Origin of the sequence: Limnospira sp., from assembly GCF_051859755.1 — a bacterium.
Taxonomy (GTDB): Bacteria; Cyanobacteriota; Cyanobacteriia; order Cyanobacteriales; family Microcoleaceae; genus Limnospira; species Limnospira fusiformis.
The window spans coordinates 1-19,710 of sequence record NZ_JBIMLI010000018.1; the positions used below are offsets into that span (position 1 = coordinate 1).

Sequence of the window (19,710 nt, forward strand, 5' to 3'; positions counted from 1 at the left end):
AAGGTCTCGCACCATACTTGGTATTATACCGTATTGCCGTAAAATGTTAACCTAATTTGAGATTAAATCATGCTCCTCGAATATGCCATTTGCTTCTATCTACTAGAATGCCTTGTAGCTCGGTAAAACCGCTACAATAAATCTACCATTATTTTTTTAGGAAAAATGGCTGGCATTTCACTGGGTTGAGCATAGGTGTAACAGATGAAGGCATTTGTAGCAGGTGCGACAGGTCAAACAGGTCGCCGAATTGTCCAGGCTCTTTGTGAACGGCAAATCCCTGTCCGCGCTATGGTTAGAGATTTGCAGAAGGCTAAGGGTATGTTTCCGGAGCAAGTCGAGATTGTAGTCGGGGATGTATTGGACCCGAAAACTTTGGTAGATTGTATCGGTGATAGTACGGTGGTTTTGTGTGCAACGGGTGCGACTCCCAGTTTCGACTTCACGAGTCCCTATCGGGTGGATTACGAGGGGACTAAGAATTTGGTCAATGTTTCTAAGGATAAGGGAATTCAGCATTTTGTAATGGTCTCGTCGTTGTGTGTGTCACAGTTGTTTCACCCTCTCAATCTGTTCTGGTTGATTTTGCTGTGGAAGAAACAAGCTGAGGAGTATCTACAAAATAGCGGGTTGACTTATACTATTGTTAGGCCTGGGGGTTTGAAAAATGAGGAGACTGATTATCCCATTGTTATGGGGGCCCCGGATACTTTGTTTGATGGCAGTATTCCCCGGACTCAGGTGGCTCAAGTGTCTGTAGAGGCTTTATTTGTGCCAGAGGCTGGTAATAAAATTGTGGAAGTTGTCAGTAAACCGGGAGAACCACAAAACTCCCTCTCTCAGTTGTTCGCTAGTGTGCCTTAATGGTTGATTATGCACCAATCAAGATCCCCTAGAAGACGCGATCGCCGTGTGGTGCGATCGAAAACTATAGCAGGCGGCGATTTGACTCCTGAAATGATGCCATCACCATTGGCGGGGATGCCATATCGACGGACTCGGCGCAGAGGAGGGTTATTCAAACTTCTGTTACTGAGTTTTTTGCTACTCTGGGGGGTCGGTTGGCTATGGGGTCAGGTTGTTACCCGATTTGGTGAAGGTCGGGTGGCGATCGACCACCATCTTAGTAATGAATGGCCACCGTTAGTCATGCGCGGAGGTGATCCTTACATTAGATCTCTTATGCGGACGATTTCAGCCAGTGAGTCTAATTATCCGCGACCCTATCATGTCATTTACGGTGGCAAGTATGTCTCAGATTTGAGTCACCACCCCGATCGCTGTGTTACCATTGTTGCTGGACCCAATCAAGGTAAATGCACCACGGCGGCCGGACGTTACCAGTTTTTATCATCTACCTGGGAACAGATGGCCGATCGCTACCATCCCAAACCTGCCAGATTTTGGTATTGGCATCCCTATAGTTTTGAGCCAGAATATCAAGACCTAGTAGTTTATCGTTGGTTATTGGATCAGGATTTTTGGGGTGTCGATATTTCCCGAATGTTACAAGAGGGACGACTCAATGAAGTTTTGAAGTTGCTCTCAGGAACTTGGACCAGTTTAGGATATGGGATTGAGGATAATATGATGACCAGTTCCCTCCCCAGGGTTTATGAACAAGTCCTGCAAGAGGAACTCTATCTCTCGGAGTAAAAGCACATCCATTTCATCCCCAGAGTTAGATCCATTCGCTTTCATCCCCGCATCCCTTCCCTTTAGGTGGGTGTCGGGATGACAGCCAGGCGGTTGCCAGTCAGGCTCAGAGTTATTATCATAAGAAGTATTGGTGCGAGACGTTTAGGAGTGAAATAAGGCTGCAATGCCTGAAATAACCTCCTAGAGGGAGATAAACTAACTCGACCAGTTTACCCCTTAACTGTATATATGTCCCAACGCTTAGAAGTCGTGACTCTAAGCAAGGCAGGGAACTCAAGGTCAATCCCATTTTAAGAAATCGCAATGTACCATCCAAGTATTACCTAGGAGGAGTATTATAACTCACTTGGGGCGATTATGGGAAAGAGTAAAGGCGATAGCCACCCCCAGTTTCAGAAATCACAAATCTGGGATTGAAGCGGGGAACGGAAGGCGTGAGGGAAAACCCATTCCCAAAATCCGACCACTGCCAACCATCCATGATTAGGGAAACCGAATGTCTGGCTTGAACCATCGTAATTATGAAGCAGCGAAATAGGTTGACACGCTGCGTCCAAAAGGACAAGGGGAAAAGTAGGAGGCTCAATTTACTACCTACACAGACCTTTAAAGATACCCCGGTGGATAGGACAAATCTAAAGATGGAATGCCCATATATACGGAACGTTTAAACCCCTATTGGGCTCTCTACGAGTACATCTCGTAGAGTAGTAAAAAGTGTAAGCGTATGCCCATAAGGGGAAGGGATGTGACTGAAAGCTAATGCCTAACTGTAATGGTTGGGATATGCCCACTAGTCACGGTGTGGATATAGAGACTGCGACAAGTAGGAGTGCTTATGACCAGAGCGAGTTTAAAGACTACGTAGTGTATATAGCTCCCAAAGTTGAAGTTATAAAGCAGGGGGTAGTAACCCTGTTCCTACTGACAATAGGGTATCCACATCAGGAGCCGTGTGATGCGAAAGTATCAAGCACGGTTTTGAATGGGAGTTGGGGAAGGCGACTTCCCTTTCGACCCCTACCAGCGACAGTGTGGCGACTGGGAGGGTAGACAATCCGCCACGATCAACCCAGTGCTGCTAGTTTATTATTGGGAAATTTTTACCAAAATGCTTGACATCATACCCAACTATTGATAAACTCAAAATGGTGGGACTATGAGCAAGCATAGCTGTTTTTTAGTAGACGTCAGCACCCCCGGCTGAAGCACGGGGGCTTCGTGCCCCCCTTTCAGGTAGCTGACCAGCTTAAGCCTTAACTGGCTCCGTTCAGAGCAAGAGTTAAAGTTCCTACCCTGGAATGCGTGCTAGTTCCAGGCTCATGAACCGAATCGTTAAACATCTCTAAGGGGTTAAGGACGTGCGATTTGGATAGTACCGACTCTGAACATTGGCGTTCGCGCAGCGTGCGCGTTAGCGCAAGCGCAAACATTACCCCGCAAGGGAGTCGGAGCCAACCATAGCTCCATGGAGGGGCAACCATACCCCTCCACCCCGCAAGGGGGTGCTGGCGGCTAAAGCCGCTTGAGTCGGTTTTCCTCTCCGTGATAAATCACGGAGCTTCCAACCCTCCCAGGAGTTTTACGTGAAGTGAATCGCCTGTATATCCTGGTTTTCCCAAGGCGATTTGTAGGTGTCAATTGTGCTGTTTATACTTTCCTGTTATGGTGCGATCGAAAGATGCCTCCACGTCTGATTTTTCAGATTGTGCCATACTCATAAACTTCCGGCTATGGCCATGTTTTTTCCGATTTCAGTGTATCTAAACACATCAATATGATGTTTGATAAATCATCTGGTCGGGTCGGGTTGTAGTTAAATTAGCAAGGTTTACTAAATATCATGAAAACCAAAATTCTGGCTCTCAAAAAGCGAATTCAAGCCATTATTGACCCCCATAAAAGCCAGGAAGACAGAGAGCGTGATGCCGCTAAATACTTAATAATATCACAGCCGAATAGTGGTAGAACTTGGCTGCGGGTAATGATTGGAAATGTCTTCCAATCGTTATCAGGCTTGAATAATATAGACCCTGAAAATATTTCCTATTTTGCCGAATTAAGTCCTAAAATTCCTTATGTAAAAGCCGTCCACGAGCGATTTAAGAATCCAGAGGATTACCGAGACAAGAACATAATTTTATTAGTTCGAGATCCCAGAGATGCTGTGATATCTAACTATTTTCTGAAAACCAAGAGAGATAAAAGTCCTAAATGGATTCAGAAGAGTTTATCTGAATTCATTCGCGAAGGGTATTATCTGGACGACTTCATCGCTTTATGTAATGCCTGGAAGGGATATCATGATCTACCTAAATCATTTTTGCTATTACGATATGAGGATATCCGTCAAGATACTCAGAGAGAGTTGACAAAAGTCATGAAATTCTTGGGTTTACAAGTTAGTGACAGCTTGATTCAAGAAGCAGTCAAACGGGCATCATTTGAGCAAATGAGAGAGAAAGAAACTCAGAGAAAGTTGCTAAATGAAACCCATCCCAATATCGATCAAGAATCCTTAAAAGTCAGAGAAGCAAAGGTGGGAGGGTATCAAGATAAGATCTCACTAGAGGACATCGATTTTATCGAGAAAAAACTTGCTCAGGAGTTAGACCCCAGTTATGGTTATAATTACTTTACAAAACAACACAAATGATAACTACCTTCAACTCTAATCTATGGTAAGATGGGATATATAGCCATAGTAGGGACAAATCATGATTAACCGTGATAAAGATTTTTGTTTTTGTACCTTGGCTCTGGGTGAAAAGTACCGACGGTTAGTGAAACAACTGGCTCAGGATATCCAACAGTATTCTCCAGGAACTTCATTAGTCGTTTATACAGACTTACCGGAAGATTTAAGGGATCAAAACAATATTTTAGCGTTTCCTCATCAGTCTCAGGGTGTCCTCTACTGTTTCCACGATCGCCGTTTCGTAATTGAAAAGGCTTTGTCATTATTTCGGGTTGCTATTCATATTGATGCCGATACAACAATTATTGAAGAAGTGCCGGAAATAGATTGGCAGCCTGGAATCACATCTGGCCAAGGTAAATTCCAAAATATTATCGGCCATCTTGATGCGAAAGAGAAATATCTGGGAGAAAAAATACCGAAAGAACGAGAAGCTTTTCACAAAATAGCCTCCAAACTAGGGATTTCCTTAGAGAATACCTTTTGGATTCAAGAAGCTCTGTATATTGTGGCGAGGGATGAAGGCAGAGAAAAAGAGTTTATTAAACAGTGGGGTAGAATTGGCAGATATTTGGAATTGAGACAAATTCATCGAGGAGATGGAAATGCGATCGGTTTAGCGGCTGCTAAGGTGGGATGGACTGTTAATACCCACGGTTTTCAAGATTTAATTAAAGTGAGGAGACACCTGGATGCTTCTAAAGACCCAACGGAAAAACTGCCTAATTCTCAACTTAAAACCATGGGAGACGAACTTAAATTTAAACTGAAGTACCACTCAAGGTTAAACTTGGCTCGCATTAAAGCCTTGAAAGATTGGGAATTTTATTATGGTTAGAATCTGCCAACTTGTCTTTACTAATAAGGAAAAATAAATGGATATTTCCCAACCAGAAATTATTAAGGAAGAGCTGCATCAGGCTTTAGGAAACGTAGGAAGTTTTGAAAAATGTGCATTGCTTAACTACCCCAATTATGGCAATATAGGAGACCATTTAATTTGGCTAGGAGCAATTTTGTATCTAACTGACGTGGTTGGCTGTACCATCAACCATGTCGCAGTTCAGAATTTATCAAAAGGTCAGATTGAGCCAAAGCTCGACAAACAATCTCCTCTAATCTTTACGGGTGGAGGGAATTTAAACGATATTTATAAACATATAAATTTTTATGAAGAGATTATTTCGGAGTATGGCGATCGCCCAATAATTATCCTACCCCAAAGCATTTATTTTACGGAGCAGGAACGTTTAAATAAGGTCGCTAATATATTTAACTCCCACCCCAATCTAACCATATTTGCGCGAGAAAATTACAGTTACAATATCGCTCTTGAATATTTCCATAGCTGTCGAGTTTTCTTAGCTCCCGATATGGCTTTTCAACTGGTTAATATGCCAGGTTTACCAAACAAAAATCATCGTTCTAATTCTATCCTGTACCATTGTCGAACTGGGAAAGAGTTAAACAAAGACTCAGCGCCAAAAACCCTGAATTTGCCGAATGTGGTGACACAGGATTGGGCATCCTACGAGTATCAAGGTACTCCCAGTGCTTTATCGTTGAAAGGCTTAACCACTCTCATTCAACAAGGTAGATTAAAGGAATGGTTTTCTCGGCAACAGTGGAAGTTATTCCATCCCTACGTTGTCAAATTTCAGCAAATGGATAACCCATCTTGGCACTTGAACTCCTGGAAATTTATGCATGATGGAGTTTATCAGTTTAAACCTCACGGTTTAGTAATTACCAACCGTCTCCACGGTCATATACTTGGCATTTTATTAGAAATTCCCCACGTTTTTTTAGCCAATTCTTACTATAAAAATCAATCATTTTATGAAACTTGGACTCACGAAATTCCCTTTTGTAAATTTGTTCAAGATGCCTCAGATGTCGAAAATGCTGCTAGAGAAATATTGAAAATATATCCGATTTAACTTAGAATGCATGGATGAATGAACCAAAGTTTCAGAGGCAATTGCATTGATAATTAGTTTTTACTGCCCAATGATTTCCAAACATTTTTTGACTTGTTCAGACTCATTTTTAATAAATGCGTCTGGACGCTGATATTGGTTGAAAATTTTCTCCATCCGGTCTAGTCCAATCTCTCCCAGGACATCGACCCTTCTTTCCTGTGGTAATACCCCAGTTTTCTGAAGATAGTTGTCAATTTTAGAGCCAGATTTTTGGATACCTATATTGGGAACTCCTAAAATATCAGCAATGATAATGGAGTGCAGTCGGTTTCCGAGGTGAAAGTCCATTTCACTTAAAATTTTGATAAATTCTTGCGGTTCTTGCCATGAATGTAATTGGCAATTTTTCTCTGGCAGATACTTCCTCAAAAATTCATGAAACCGATTGTCATTTGTTTCGTCTCCCACATGACTGGGAAGTAAATGAATAACTGAGTTATATTTTTCAATAACTGGAATCAACTGTTTGGCATAAAACTCCCCTCTTCCTTCTCCCCACCAATATTTACCAGAAAATGATATATTTTTGAATTCAGACCTATTTTTTGTCGCGATAAATGGTTCGTAAAAAGTGAGTTCTAAAAAAGCCAAATCTCCTCCCAAACAAATAAATTGTGTATTCTTAAAATTATTTAAAGCCAGTTCATAAGAATACTTATCTCTCAGGTAGAGCAAATAGCACTTGTCAAATAACTGGTAGCTTTCGGAATTACTCCCTTCCAAACCCACTCCCAAAAAACCAAAGCCTTTGCCCATTAATTTGGATAAGGTTTTCAGCCTCAATAAATTTTTAGGGGGGCTACTTCCAATATTTAATGTACCCCCTCCCCAAAAGATATAATCACTGCGTAAAATCAATCCCAGCTTCTTTAATTTGGGCAAGTTTGATTCGGAAAAATAAATAACTTTTTCGCTAATTTTGGGGTAATAATCTTCCTTGCATAAAACGAAAACTTTGCCGACGTTAGATTGGCAGGAAAAATAATTGGTTAGCTGTTTGACAAACAAATCATCGCCGATATTTCTTTGTCCGTAATATCCGATTAGCAGGATGTTCATTGGCTTCTGTTCTTGGTTTTGCATGGGAAACCTTAATTTTGATGCCGACTGGGGACCAAATTATGATAAACCCCGTTTAATTTTACGGATTTTTGAGATGACGCGATCGCTTATTTTAGCGATCGCATTCTTAAGGTTCCTCTGTACCTGAACCAACCAACTCGGTGGCTTCAACTGAGGACGGTCTGACGGTGATTTCAAATATCGATAATGCAAAAACACATCCTGATAAGGAATTTTGACATCCTCACCACCGCAAAGCTGAGTAAACTTACCAGCAGATATGCTCATAAAATGAATGTAAGTAATTTTCTGACCTTTATCATAAAGCACGTTATCCACGACATCAAAAGTAGAAGACCAGTGACTTCCTGTGGCTTGTTCTAAATTATGGTAGGCAAAATTGTAGTATGAAATATTGCTCCGTAAAACCATGTAATTCAATAAAGATTGATCAGGTCCAAACAACGCCATTGAATCAGATTCTCCCATTTTTAAATTATGCAATATATGATCCAAAATTTCCGGCGTAAAAATACCCCGTTTCGACGCGAACCAACCGGCACAAAAAATATGGGATTTGACATATTGGGGATCGAAAACTTGATATAATTGCCCTTCAGGGCGATCAAAGATATATTTGATATCGGATTTGTATTGAAAATCATTTGTCACCCAGTCATATTGATCTAACTTTTCATAAACTGCGTCTAAAGGCCCCATCAACAACGTATCCGCATCGAAATAGACGAACTTATCAAACGGGCCATTAATGCTACAGAGTTTTCGGTGCATGGCTAGACGGTAAGGCGAGGAAAGTCCCCGTTCCGCCCAAATTTTTTGTGCTCTGTCGTGGGTATTCCAGGCTTGAGTTGAAAAGTTTTCCCAAAAAGCAATTGATTCTTGATTGTCAAACAAAGTGACATGGTTACGTTTAGCCACTTCCGCACGAATTTTATCTAACTGATTATTGTAAGGAATAATACATACGGGTAGTTCTCGACCTTCATTGACTTCAATGCTATTCAGTAAAGCAACGAGTTGGTCGTAAACGACATCATTGGCAAAAGTATAGATACCGTCTGTCATAGGTTTAGTCCTTGTCTAGGTCTAGTTTTTTAGGGTTTTAGAAAAGAAAATAAGCGGCTCAGTTTCCTCTGCCATGCTGGTTTTCCTTCATGGAGATAACGATAATATTCCCAGATATCCCAATAGTTTTGCCCAGGATTTAAGGGAGTACCTGCCCAGTGAAGGTACTTTAAAGGTTTCTCCTTATCATACAGGATATGGTTCCGCTCCTGAAAGTGTTTAGAACCGGCCCAACTCCCGACATCTCCTCCGGGACGCTTGACCAAATTACCACGTTTGGGAATATGTTTGAGTACCAGATAGTTAAAAATTGGCTGGTCGGTGACACCCTGTGTAAAGTCAAAATACTCCCGGTGTTGGGAGCATTCCTGCAAGGTGTGGTATAGTTTATCTAAGGTAATTGCACCCTTTTTAGAAGCCCAAAAACCGCTGTTAAAGACATCTTCTAAATCGGTTTCACTGAAGATATTTTGTTCGATAACGACGGGGGAAAAAATATTCCGCAATTTTTCGCCAGCGTGATGATAGTCACAGCAGAAAAAATCGACCTCGGATAAATAATCGAGGTTAGCTGCAATATCTTCAAAAACAATAATATCAGTGTCAATATAAAGGAAATCTTGTAGCGGCCCAAACCAGACAGCCAGCTTTCGCATTTTATTGGGGAGTTTGAGAAAATCTCTGTCAAAAATTGCTCCCACTTTTTGGGTTAATTCTTCGAGGAATTCTAAGTTAGGAAATAGCTGCACATCATGGAGACGATTTAAGGTGTTAAAAACTTGATGATATTCCTCATTAAAGGGAATCATCACCACGGGAACACTCTGATTATGGCGACGAATGCTATTCAGGAGGGCGATCGCATTTTCCTGGACGCGATCGTTGGCGACAATATAAATTCCTCGGGTCATAAATTCTCCTATTCTTAACGAGTTAATTTCAATTTTCTGAGAATTCGTTTGATCAAACCCTGGCGGGTTTCTGAATTCTCAGTTTTGGGGGGTGTGGTAAACACTGGACGCTGCTCCGGTTCGTGGAGATAGCGATAGTGCAGAAACACATCCCGATATGGAAAACCAAGATTTTCACCCGCACAAACGCGAGAAATTAACTGAGGTTGAACGCCGATATAATGGATGTAAGTGAGTCGATTGCCTTTATCATACAAGATGTGGTCTCGTTCTTCAAAATGTTTGGAAGTGGCGCTGCACCCGGTCTTTTGTGAGTCTGGCAAACCTTTGGCAAAATTGTAGCTGGGAATTCCAGAACCCATGACCATATAATTTAGCAAGGGCTGTTCCCCCGCCCCCGGATAGAGAATCTCATACTCTCCCGCTTTTAACTTCGATAACAGATCGTTTCTGGTTGCTTCGTCAAATACCCCGCGCTTAGAACCGTAGAAACCGGAACAGAATATTTCTGAATCGATCCTCTGTTTGTCAAAAACTTCTGGCAATTTGGGGGACTGTAAGTTATAGATTTTAGTCGGATCTGTGAACTGAAAATCATACACTACCCAGTCATACTCTTGTAACTTGTCGAACACGGGATCTAAAGAGTTCATGACCAGGGTATCGGCATCCATATAAATGAATTGGTCAAAAGGACCATCGAAGGCACAAAACCGCCGATGAGCGCCATATAATCTAAATTTCTCTTTATTCAGTCTTTCAGGAGCCGCCGCAGCCATAAAACTATCCCAACGCTGGATTGATTCCTTATCATCGTAAAGGGTGACGTTAGGTCGCTTGGCAATTTCGGCGGCAATTTTTTCGATGCGATCATCAAATGGATAGATACAAACGGGGGTTTCTGGACCCAAAATTGCATCTATACTGTTGAGAAGTCCTACTAACTGATCATAAACAACATCGTTACCTAGACTGCAAATACCACGCATAATTCTGACCTCCTTAAAATCGCGAGTTGGGTTCAAGTTGATGACAATAACTTATTCTGATATTCTTGATATTTTAACCTTAACCACTGATTGGCGGGTAGTTCTATCATAAAGGTGATAGCAGATGCCAAAGCTATAGACAAAATGATGGCTAGGATAATACTTAGGTTAGGATTAAAACCATATTGGTAAAGTTGTCTAATCAAGGCATAGCCGATATTTTGGTGGATTAGGTATAAGCTATAAGAAATAGTGCCTAAAAAAATTAACGGCTGCAACCTGAGCCATTTCAAATAACCCTGAGTTCCCAAATATAGTAACACTATAAAACTGGCTACTATAATAGTTGTAGACCAAGAATTTTCCCAGGGATAAGCAAACCTTTGGGCCAAAACACAAATCATAATTATCAGGAATCTATGAATCGAAAAACCTTGCTTATTCACCTTGTAAATCATTAATCCTGCGATAAATAAATGTGCATATTTAATGATAATTAGTTCGCGTACTATACTTTTTAAGTTAGAAATTATTCCCATTGATAAATAATCAAGGTTGTTTAAAGTTGAACTACCCATTAAAAAATAATTATTTGCTTCTAAGTAATTTTCACTATATGAAAATTCAAATCCTCGGCTTGCCATATAAGTTTTAATCGAATAAAATAAAGTTAATGCTAACCATCCAGATACGACTACTTCTACGCGCTTTAAAAGTCTCAGTTTGTAGATGAGTAACATCATTATATAAAAACAAATTTCAATTCTGAGAGTCCAATATACCTTATCTACATTGGGAACATTAAATAACCATTGAAACATTGTCAGATTTAATAAAGCGTCTGAGAAGCTGACTTGTAGATCTGGTAATTGAGCGATCGCTGTAATTGTAAATGTCAAAATAATCCCCACCCAGTAAGCCGGATACAGTCGAGAAAAGCGCTTGATTATAAAGTCTAAACAGCTTTTCGTTCTTTCCAGGGTAATCAAAATCACAAAACCACTGACAATAAAGAAAAACTCAACTCCATGTCGTCCCAATCCCCAATAAAACCAGACTTGATCGGAATGCCCATACAGTGTACTATACTGACTGGTGTAATGAAATAAGACCACACTTAATGCTGCGATTCCTCGCAGCACATCCAACTCCCACAATCTTTGAGAATTTTTGGTATTTCCCTCTTGAGAATTATTAGCCATTGAGTTGCTCCATGCTTAATGATTTTTGGCAAAATTGTCCAACCAAGCGAGTAAGTTAAGCTTGTGCAAAATAATTTGTCTAGCTTCGGCGATCGCCTCTCTAGCTTCATACCAAGCATCAGCAGTAGCAGTCACCTCCTTAATGTATTCTAACCCTTTTTCATCCAGGCTTGGCAATCTCAGAAAACTTCCAGGTGGTAATAACTTATCGGCCGCCGGTCCTCCATAATAAATTGGCAAACACCAAGCCAACAAAGAATCCCAGAGCTTTTCACTCACATATAAATCATTGTCAGCATAATTTTCAATCGCTAAATTATAGTAGTAAGGTGCCATACCCTGCCATTTATTACTTAGTTGTCCTCGATAGTTGGAGGCGGGAGGCAACTGGCGGCCATACAAATCAAACTCCACATTTACTTCTTGCATTAGTCCTAAAAAATTCAACCTCTGCTGATGGTTTTCACTGCGATTAATTCCCGAAGTAATCCAAGAACAAAAAAGCTCTTTGGTGGGTGGTTCCATTTCATTAAGTTCTCGAAAGGAATTATGATGATACCAAATGGCTGGCATATAATCAGGAACTGGAGCAAAGTTATCTGGTCCAGAAACATAATCACAATACAATTCAGCCTGCCGGTAGTTATATTGAGTTCTTTCAACGACTTTACTTAAAGGCGGTTCTCGGAGCAGATAAATCATGCGTTCTTTGGGAACACCCCTAAATTTTTCCCTGATATCGGGTGCTGGTTGCTGTGGTTTAACCAAGTCTTGCAGGCGATCGCGCCAGGAAGTTTTTTGACGAGGCTTAGGAAAATCAAATTGATACAGGAGTAAGAAATCAGGATGTGGATGAGTTGACTGGATCGCGATATTTCCCCATCTGCCAAAATGATCAGGGGTTTGTTGCCACAACCAATCTGTTTGATTGGCGTTTGGGTAACTGGTAATCATACCAACAATTTGGGGTTCCATTTTGATTTTACCTATGATTAATTAACTAACTCTGGTCGCATTGATTCATCGACATAACTGAGAATTTTCGTGATTCGATTTTCACAAGAAAACTGAGTAGCAAACTCAATAGTTTCTGGATATCCTCCCGTCTTTCTAGGATAGGTTGACAAAACTTTTTCAATACACTCAGCGAAAACGGTGGGATGGTCTGGTTCACACCATCCCACCGCAATATTTGATGACTTAAATTCCCTTAACGGGGGAATTTCGCTGGCGGCAATGGGGGTTCCTGATGCTAGATAATCAAAAAACTTTAAAGGAGATGTAAAAGTTGCTGCCTCAGTCATGAGATGAGGGTGAGCTAAAACATCAGCTGCTTGCAGTAAACTGGCGAGTTGATCTTGAGGGAGAAAACCCAGAAATACAGCATTATCAACTTGATTATCTTTGGCTTTTGTTTGGTACTCTAGTACCTGAGATTGATTACCTCCAGCAAATGCGAATTGAATTTTGGGTAATTTTTTAGCCACATCAATGAGCAGATCCACACCTTTAAAAGGATAAAGTCCCCCCGAGTAAACAACTAGATGGTTGCGTTCATTTGGGATAAGTTTTTTTCGCCATTCTTCGGCTTCTTGATCATGTCTACATATAAATAGGTGATTAAAACCGTTATGAAGTTTGATAGTTTTTTCGGGAGGCATACCGTTAGCAATCAAATTATCTTTAACAGTATCTGCTACTGTAACCGCTATTTGAAACCAGGGAGATCTAACAATTTCTGGCGGAAATTTTTTCTGATCATAATGGTGTTGTTCGTAGATGACTGGTAATCTATGTTTAATAGCAGCTTTAGCGAAATTCCAATCTCGAGTATGAACAATTTTAGTATCAGGTTTGATATGAACAGGCAAGTAGTATTTTGATACAACAGTGCTAGAGTTTGTCCATTTACCACCCCACTTGGCATTCACAGGCCACGGCATGGGTAAGGGAGAGACTTTGAGGTATTCTTGTATATTATATTGTTCAATCAGTTGTGGCTCTGGCTTTTGGGGATTAAAGGGTCGCATCAACCCAATTGGGTTAAAAGTGGACTTTTGGGGACTCATATAAGCCAAAACAGTTTGGTAGCCCAAATTTGCCGCGGCATTCGCAGAATGAACCACTTGAACTAAACTCGCTACGTTGGGTTGAGGGAGAGTCTTTTGAGTAAAAAATAGGTAATGTTTAGCCATTGAAAATTTATTCCTTAATTTGAGGATGATTCTTGCCTTTTACTTAGCCGAAGTTTAACACTTTGTTCGATAAACTCTAAACTTTCCAGAATGTGGGTAGCCGAATGATAAGACTCATTTAAGAGTTCTTCGCGTTCTTCGGGTTCATCGATCATATCCTCTGACAGTAATTGCAAGAAACCAATCATGGGATTGAGACGAGTCCGAACATCGTAGGAACTCTTGATAATTGCTTGATCGCGTTCGGCTTCGTCGGCAAACTGCAAAGTGTAGAGGCGGGCATATTTTCCCCCTTGAGCTAGTAGTTCATCATGGCTGCCGACTTCAGCTACTTTTCCTTCATCTAAAACGGCAATTTGATCAGCTTTTTGAATAGTGGAAAGACGGTGAGCAATCACTAAAGTTGTCCGTTCTCTGCTGAGTTCTTCAATCGCTTCTTGAACCAGCCTTTCTGAGACTGTATCCAATGCACTGGTGGCTTCATCTAGGATAAGTATATCGGGATTTTGTAGCAAAGCTCTAGCAATGGCTAGTCGTTGTCTTTGACCTCCCGATAATAACACACCGCGATCGCCAATCTGGGTATCCCAGCCCTGGGGCAAATTTTCAATAAATTCATAAGCATTGGCTCGTTTAGCTGCATCAATGATTTGTTCTTCTGTGGCCTCTGGCTTGGCATAAGCTAAATTGTAGCGAACTGAGGCATTAAATAAAAATGTATCCTGGCTCACAATTCCCATAGCCTTTCGGATGCTTTTTATCTCAAAATCGCGCAAATCTTTTCCATCTATCATCACCGCACCCTGACTCGGATCATAAAACCGAGGGAGTAGGGATGCTAAGGTTGATTTTCCTGAACCAGAGCCCCCAACCAAGGCCAAGGTAGTTCCCCGTGGCAAGTGCAAATCGATATTTTTTAAGACCATATCTTTATGCCCTGGATAAGCAAAAGAGATTTGATTAAAATGAATTTCCTTCTCTAAACGCTTAAATTCTTGCTCACCATTCTTCATAAAACTTTTGTTATCCTGTCTTAAAAAGTCATGCACAATTTCTACGGATGCCGATTTATTGGCTGCTTGACTTCGGGAGCTATTTAACCCGGAAATTAGGGGAAGAGTTCTAAATAGTACAAATAAATAGGTGAGCAGAACGGTTGCCAATGATGATACTTGTTCTTGCAAAAATATCCTGCCGATCATCACTAACAAAAGAATCACTAAAATATTAACGACTTCATTGATGGGTCCAATAGCTGCTGAGTTTACCTGCTCCTCAAAATCCGCTTTTTCGCGATCGCGAATTAACTGGCTAACTTGTTCATATTCCTGTTCTTCATTACCGGTAGATTTTACCAATCTAATACCATTAAGTATTTCTAATAGTTTAATTGAATATCCTCTTGATAGTTCTGACAATTTTTTACCAAATCTTTTAGAACGATTAACTATTACCTGATTAATGGCTGTAACGAATAAAAGCAAAACTGTAGCTACCAATGTCAGTTGCCAGGAAATTGCCAACAGCATCGCCACAAATACTAAAATTGTAATCGATGTTATGAGCATCCCAATGTATGTGCTAATGGTACTTGATGCTCTACTGATTTCACCCCCTAATCTGTTGACGATATCCCCCACCTTCATTTGAGAGTAATAGTCCAAATCTACATTCAGTAATAACCGTAAGCCTGACTCTCTCATGTCAGCGGTTAAAGCACGAGTTAACGCACTGGAAGCCAAACTTTTGACATAGTTAGTTAAATTTTTTAAAATAATCGCTAGTAAAATAGCTCCTGTCATTAAGGGTAGACGGTATATTTCTGGCACTGAGTCAAATGGAGACATGATATTTTGAATCAATGCTGGGGCATCTTTTAGGTTAGCTTGCACCCCTAATATATTGAGAATAATCGGGACAATCAAGGTCGTACTGACCCCATTAAATATGGCTCCTGAAAATCCCAGAATGACGATAACTACAATTCTGACCGGGTATTTTCTAGCAAAATTTAACAGTAATTTTTCCGATGACATAAATTATTCCCCTTTTTAAAATTTACATGACTTGATCAATCACATTAGACAGAACATTTGCCATCGCCTCAATACTGTACAATTCTACACATCTTTTTCTAGCCTGTAATCCTCTATCATTAGCAACGTGTAAATCTTGAAATATCAGTTGGAGTGTGTCAGCAATTTGTTCAGGAGAGTTCGGTTCGACCAAATACCCAGTATCTCCTAAAATTTCGGGAATGTCACCAACTCGGCTCGCCAAGACAGGTTTAGCCATAGACATTCCATCGGTCAGCTTCAGGGGAAACTGCGCCCTAGTCGCCGGGTGATCGCGCTGGGGAACCACAATAACATGGGCGGCGGCAACGATCTCCGGCATCTTTTCGGCTGGAAAGTTTGGCAATTTGATAATCCAGCGTCCCCACGTTTCCATGAGTATATCATCATAATTATCATAGGGGCTACCCCCAACAATTACCAACTTGAAATCCGACTGGTCAATCAGATCGAGAGCCATCAATACATCTTCTACCCCTTTATAGGGTCTGGGAGCGCCGGGAAACATTAGTATTTTATATTCGCTGAGGTGATAACGACTTCTACTCATCTCGGGATTATATTTGCTCGGATCGAATAAAGTCGTATCTTTGCCATTGGGCAAATATACACCACCAAAGCGATTTTGAATAAACTTAGTATTGACAGTCACGGCATCACTATAGGACACTAATTTCTCCATCAACTTTAAATAGAAACGATAGTCTGGATTCCTGAGAACCCCATCTTTCTTCAAGATATCTTTGGCTAATTGCTTCGGATTTGGGCTATACTTCCAGTCATCCCCTCCCTGCCAACTGAGTTCCCAGTCATCTATATCTAACACTAAGGGGCGACGACTCATGACTTTTTTAATTAGAGAAATACCGAAGCTGCTGCTTCTGGGTTTAACCGCATAAATGATATCTCCATCAACTTTTTCAAGAATTTTTGGGGATGCGGATATGAAATTTTGATAATTATCATCTACGGCTACGGAGAAAATAGAAACATCAAAAGCTGGAGTCACATAAATATTTTTACCTTCTACCAAAAAACCCAGAATTTCTACTTGATAATTTAGCATTTTTAAAGCTTGGGCGAGCAAAAAAGACCTCACCACTCCAGCCCCCGACATTTCTGGGCTGATGATCGAAATTTTCAATTTTTTGAAATCATGGGGTTGGACTTTCATACTTTTTTTTGACTTTCATGAATTTTGAGTGAATCAATTATACAATTGGGTTCTCTAATTTTAATTCAACACTTTTTGATAAAGTACAACCATTTCTTTACTAACTTCTTTCATCGTCCGGACTGGCTTTATAGACTGACTTAATTGGTGGACTACATCTCGCCTCACAGCGAGATAGGCAATGGCTTCTTGCCAAGCTTCTACAGTGACGGGAACCAGCCAACCATCGATGCCGTGACGGACTAATTCAGCAATTCCACCTTGTTTGGAACCGATAACTGGAGTCCCCACAGCCAAAGCTTCGAGAACGACAAGAGGCCCCGTTTCCAACCACTGGGAAGGTACGGCCAAGAGATCCAATTGTGCCAAAGCCTTTGGAACGTCTTCCCTCGCAAGTTGATCGGCTATTTTAATTCGGGAGTCGGTAGATGCCAAAGCCATCACTTTTTCTCGATTCGCCAGATCTTGTTTACTTCCACCCATACCATGAATAATCAGTTCTACCGGACAATTTGGTGGCAGGCGATGTACTGCTTCTGCCAACATTTGCGCTCCTTTAGTATCCTGCCAACGTCCTAAAAAGCCGATTTTTAATTTTTTTTCTTGGCTCTGCTTTTTTTCAAAATTTCTATTAAAATTCGAGACTCCTTGGCGACACAAAACAATTTTTTCTCTGGCAAAACCGTTCGCAATTAAGCCGTCATAAATCCACTGGCAAGGCGCAATAACCAGGTCTGAAAGCTCGAACATTCTGTGCAGTTTTTTTTGATGATTTATAACTTTTGGAGGTGTACCTATTGTCCTTCCTAACTGCTGCAATCGAACCGAACTCGAAGTTTTTAATTGAGTTTGAAAATTCGTGGCTAAAGACGAGGGCACTCGACTTAATCCTTGTATTGCCCAATTCGGCACTTTTGCCGGCAATCCCAAGCATTGACTACAGCGCACGTCTTGAATTTTTCCATCACAGGGATGTTGGCCATGTAGCATCATAGTACCCCTAAGACATAAGGGTTCTGGCATATGAATGGTCACTAAAGTTTTTAAACCGTTTTCCTTAGCACAATTAAGGTGGTGTACTCCACAGCCGAATCGCCAAGAGTGCTGGTGGTATATATCTGATTTATGGTCGGCTAACCACGATGAAAAATAGTTGAAACCGGTTGGAGGTTCGAGTTCGTAAAGTTGTGCCTGAGTCGGATTTGGAAATAAAGGATAACGATAAACGGAAATGTTATTATGTTGGTAGCTCTGCTCCTTTGTTCCATTTAGGGAAGCACCAACAACACTTTCTATTCCTAGGGATCGCAACTCTTGCACCAAACCATCAACATAGACCTCTGTACCACCGGAACTCTGGGGAAAATACCAACTTAGACTGTGGATGACTTTCATATTGAATCAATCAAACAGTTTATGGGTCTATTTATGGTTCTAACCATCGAGACAAGTCTTTGGAAATCAACCTTTCTAAATTCATAATATCTGACCGATAGATATCTAAGAGTTTTTTTTCTGACTTGGGGCTGGAGTGGAGGCTGACCTAAATTTGTCTGTTTGAGTCCCTCCCGAATCCTTTCCCTCAAGCTGATAGGTAAAAAATTTTTAACCATAGATTTAATGATATTGGGTTCACTCCCAAAATTATGGAAGGTCTGGTTTTTAGGAACTTTTGCCTTTAGTTTTCCCACATTTATTTTCTTTGACAAGTCCGGCTTGAATGTTTTGTCTACACACAAAAAATCAAAAATAGTTACAAGAAACTTTTCTGGATTTTTCCGGTAGTCTTCATAAATAAAAATTCCAATTTGTTCAGGAGCAAATATATCGAAATATCGTTGAAGCTGCTGGTAATCAAATCCAGCCTGTTGATAATGCCACAAATATTCCCAATTGTTGTCAATGCGCTGTGGTTCCGCTTCCAGAGCCACTTCCAAATCATGAATCGGCTCACTGTAATCCCGAATGAGATGCAAAAAACTCGAATAAGCCCTATCTACTGGGTTGCGAAGTACAGTGATGAGTTTAACGTTTGGAATGTAATGCTTGATTCTTTCCGGTACTTTCGGATGGTAAAGATACCAAGCTGATTTTTCACCAATTGCTATTTCCTCAGAAACATCTTGAAATTGAGCTTGGTAATCATCTAGGCTGGTAACAGCCCGTCGCATCAAAGAAATGTCGCCAATTCCTTGAAAGTTCAATTTCTGGTTCTCAAATGCAAAAAAGTGCATTTCTTCAGCATAACTCATGTAAATCTGTGGATGCTGCTTGAGATAATATTCTAAAGAACTGGTTCCTGACTTCGCAGCACCGATAATAAGAAAATTTGGCATTGTCATTGGAGCTGCTGTTATCCTCACTTCAATTTTTACATCTTCACTTCTGTAACTCGCCAACTCAATTTGAGGTTAACCCAGAAATTCCCAAATGTCACGATCGCGATCGCACCCAATTTACCCCTATAGGCATTTAAGCCCAACAGAGAAACTAACCAGTTGAACATTATCACCTTCCATGCTAACTTAACCAGAGCAATTTAACCAAATTTTAATAATATTTTAACTGTTTGACGAAGATCGGACTGTGGGCAAGACCAATCCCGAAAAGTCCATTGATCATTTCTGAGCAAATTATTGCTCCCCCAATCATCGCCAAGTAATTCTTAACATTATAT

General features: G+C 40.7%; 18 protein-coding genes and 1 pseudogene. 5 read left to right on the top strand and 14 right to left on the bottom strand.

Features of this window, described 5'->3' with window-relative positions:
• Positions 1-204 precede the first annotated feature (204 nt).
• Both ACTIE0_RS05150 and ACTIE0_RS05155 read left to right on the top strand, forming a co-directional pair.
• Positions 205-864 carry an NAD(P)H-binding protein gene (locus tag ACTIE0_RS05150; protein WP_006625809.1) on the top strand — a complete coding sequence of 220 codons (660 nt, stop codon included), beginning with the start codon at positions 205-207 and terminating at the stop codon, positions 862-864.
• 9 nt (positions 865-873) lie between these two features.
• Positions 874-1,656 (top strand): glycoside hydrolase family 24 protein, encoded by a 783-nt coding sequence (locus tag ACTIE0_RS05155; RefSeq protein ID WP_006625810.1) that lies wholly within the window; start codon positions 874-876, stop codon positions 1,654-1,656.
• Between the two features lie 358 nt (positions 1,657-2,014).
• Here the strand turns inward: ACTIE0_RS05155 and ACTIE0_RS05160 are convergent, their stop codons facing one another.
• The gene (locus tag ACTIE0_RS05160) at positions 2,015-2,173 is read right to left on the bottom strand and encodes a hypothetical protein (protein WP_006622681.1); all 159 of its coding nucleotides are present in this window, start codon (positions 2,171-2,173) and stop codon (positions 2,015-2,017) included.
• A gap of 918 nt (positions 2,174-3,091) precedes the next feature.
• Positions 3,092-3,300 (bottom strand): annotated as a pseudogene (locus tag ACTIE0_RS05165) (hypothetical protein).
• A 202-nt stretch (positions 3,301-3,502) separates the two neighbouring features.
• Between ACTIE0_RS05165 and ACTIE0_RS05170 the strand changes: the two are divergent.
• From ACTIE0_RS05170 to ACTIE0_RS05180, 3 genes are all read left to right on the top strand, one after another.
• Positions 3,503-4,315 (top strand): sulfotransferase domain-containing protein, encoded by an 813-nt coding sequence (locus tag ACTIE0_RS05170; protein ID WP_006625813.1) that lies wholly within the window; start codon positions 3,503-3,505, stop codon positions 4,313-4,315.
• Positions 4,316-4,376: 61 nt separating this feature from the next.
• The gene (locus ACTIE0_RS05175; RefSeq protein ID WP_006625814.1) at positions 4,377-5,195 is read left to right on the top strand and encodes a hypothetical protein; all 819 of its coding nucleotides are present in this window, start codon (positions 4,377-4,379) and stop codon (positions 5,193-5,195) included.
• A gap of 37 nt (positions 5,196-5,232) precedes the next feature.
• The gene (locus ACTIE0_RS05180) at positions 5,233-6,297 is read left to right on the top strand and encodes a polysaccharide pyruvyl transferase family protein (protein ID WP_006669701.1); all 1,065 of its coding nucleotides are present in this window, start codon (positions 5,233-5,235) and stop codon (positions 6,295-6,297) included.
• 60 nt (positions 6,298-6,357) lie between these two features.
• On the opposite strand, the gene ACTIE0_RS05185 is transcribed toward ACTIE0_RS05180, so the two are convergent.
• Genes ACTIE0_RS05185 through ACTIE0_RS05240 form a run of 12 tightly spaced genes read right to left on the bottom strand, consistent with a single transcriptional unit; the run spans position 6,358 to position 19,539 of the window.
• Entirely contained in the window at positions 6,358-7,422 is a 1,065-nt protein-coding gene (locus ACTIE0_RS05185) for a polysaccharide pyruvyl transferase family protein (RefSeq protein ID WP_006625816.1), read from the bottom strand.
• 36 nt (positions 7,423-7,458) lie between these two features.
• Positions 7,459-8,487: an Npun_R2821/Npun_R2822 family protein gene (locus ACTIE0_RS05190; protein WP_006669700.1), complete on the bottom strand. Its 1,029-nt coding sequence runs from the start codon at positions 8,485-8,487 to the stop codon at positions 7,459-7,461.
• Positions 8,488-8,516: 29 nt separating this feature from the next.
• Positions 8,517-9,398 carry an Npun_R2821/Npun_R2822 family protein gene (locus ACTIE0_RS05195; RefSeq protein WP_006625818.1) on the bottom strand — a complete coding sequence of 294 codons (882 nt, stop codon included), beginning with the start codon at positions 9,396-9,398 and terminating at the stop codon, positions 8,517-8,519.
• A gap of 14 nt (positions 9,399-9,412) precedes the next feature.
• Positions 9,413-10,387, bottom strand: a complete 975-nt coding sequence (locus ACTIE0_RS05200; protein WP_006669699.1) for an Npun_R2821/Npun_R2822 family protein — start codon at positions 10,385-10,387, stop codon at positions 9,413-9,415.
• A 32-nt stretch (positions 10,388-10,419) separates the two neighbouring features.
• A complete protein-coding gene (locus ACTIE0_RS05205; RefSeq protein WP_006669698.1) occupies positions 10,420-11,589 on the bottom strand; it encodes an acyltransferase family protein in 1,170 nt (389 codons plus the stop codon).
• Between the two features lie 15 nt (positions 11,590-11,604).
• Complete coding sequence (locus tag ACTIE0_RS05210; RefSeq protein ID WP_006669697.1) at positions 11,605-12,564, bottom strand: glycosyltransferase family 10 domain-containing protein; 960 nt, start codon at positions 12,562-12,564, stop codon at positions 11,605-11,607.
• 17 nt (positions 12,565-12,581) lie between these two features.
• Entirely contained in the window at positions 12,582-13,784 is a 1,203-nt protein-coding gene (locus ACTIE0_RS05215) for a glycosyltransferase (RefSeq protein ID WP_006625822.1), read from the bottom strand.
• A gap of 14 nt (positions 13,785-13,798) precedes the next feature.
• Complete coding sequence (locus ACTIE0_RS05220) at positions 13,799-15,820, bottom strand: ABC transporter ATP-binding protein (protein WP_006669696.1); 2,022 nt, start codon at positions 15,818-15,820, stop codon at positions 13,799-13,801.
• 22 nt (positions 15,821-15,842) lie between these two features.
• Positions 15,843-17,033 (bottom strand): glycosyltransferase family 4 protein, encoded by a 1,191-nt coding sequence (locus ACTIE0_RS05225; protein WP_006625824.1) that lies wholly within the window; start codon positions 17,031-17,033, stop codon positions 15,843-15,845.
• Positions 17,034-17,093: 60 nt separating this feature from the next.
• Positions 17,094-18,428, bottom strand: a complete 1,335-nt coding sequence (locus ACTIE0_RS05230; protein WP_006625825.1) for a glycosyltransferase — start codon at positions 18,426-18,428, stop codon at positions 17,094-17,096.
• Positions 18,425-19,432: a sulfotransferase family protein gene (locus tag ACTIE0_RS05235; protein WP_228116535.1), complete on the bottom strand. Its 1,008-nt coding sequence runs from the start codon at positions 19,430-19,432 to the stop codon at positions 18,425-18,427. Before ACTIE0_RS05235 ends, ACTIE0_RS05230 begins: the two co-directional genes overlap by 4 nt.
• Entirely contained in the window at positions 19,405-19,539 is a 135-nt protein-coding gene (locus tag ACTIE0_RS05240; protein ID WP_006625827.1) for a hypothetical protein, read from the bottom strand. The genes ACTIE0_RS05235 and ACTIE0_RS05240 overlap by 28 nt, the downstream gene beginning before the upstream one ends.
• Between the last annotated feature and the right edge of the window lie 171 nt (positions 19,540-19,710).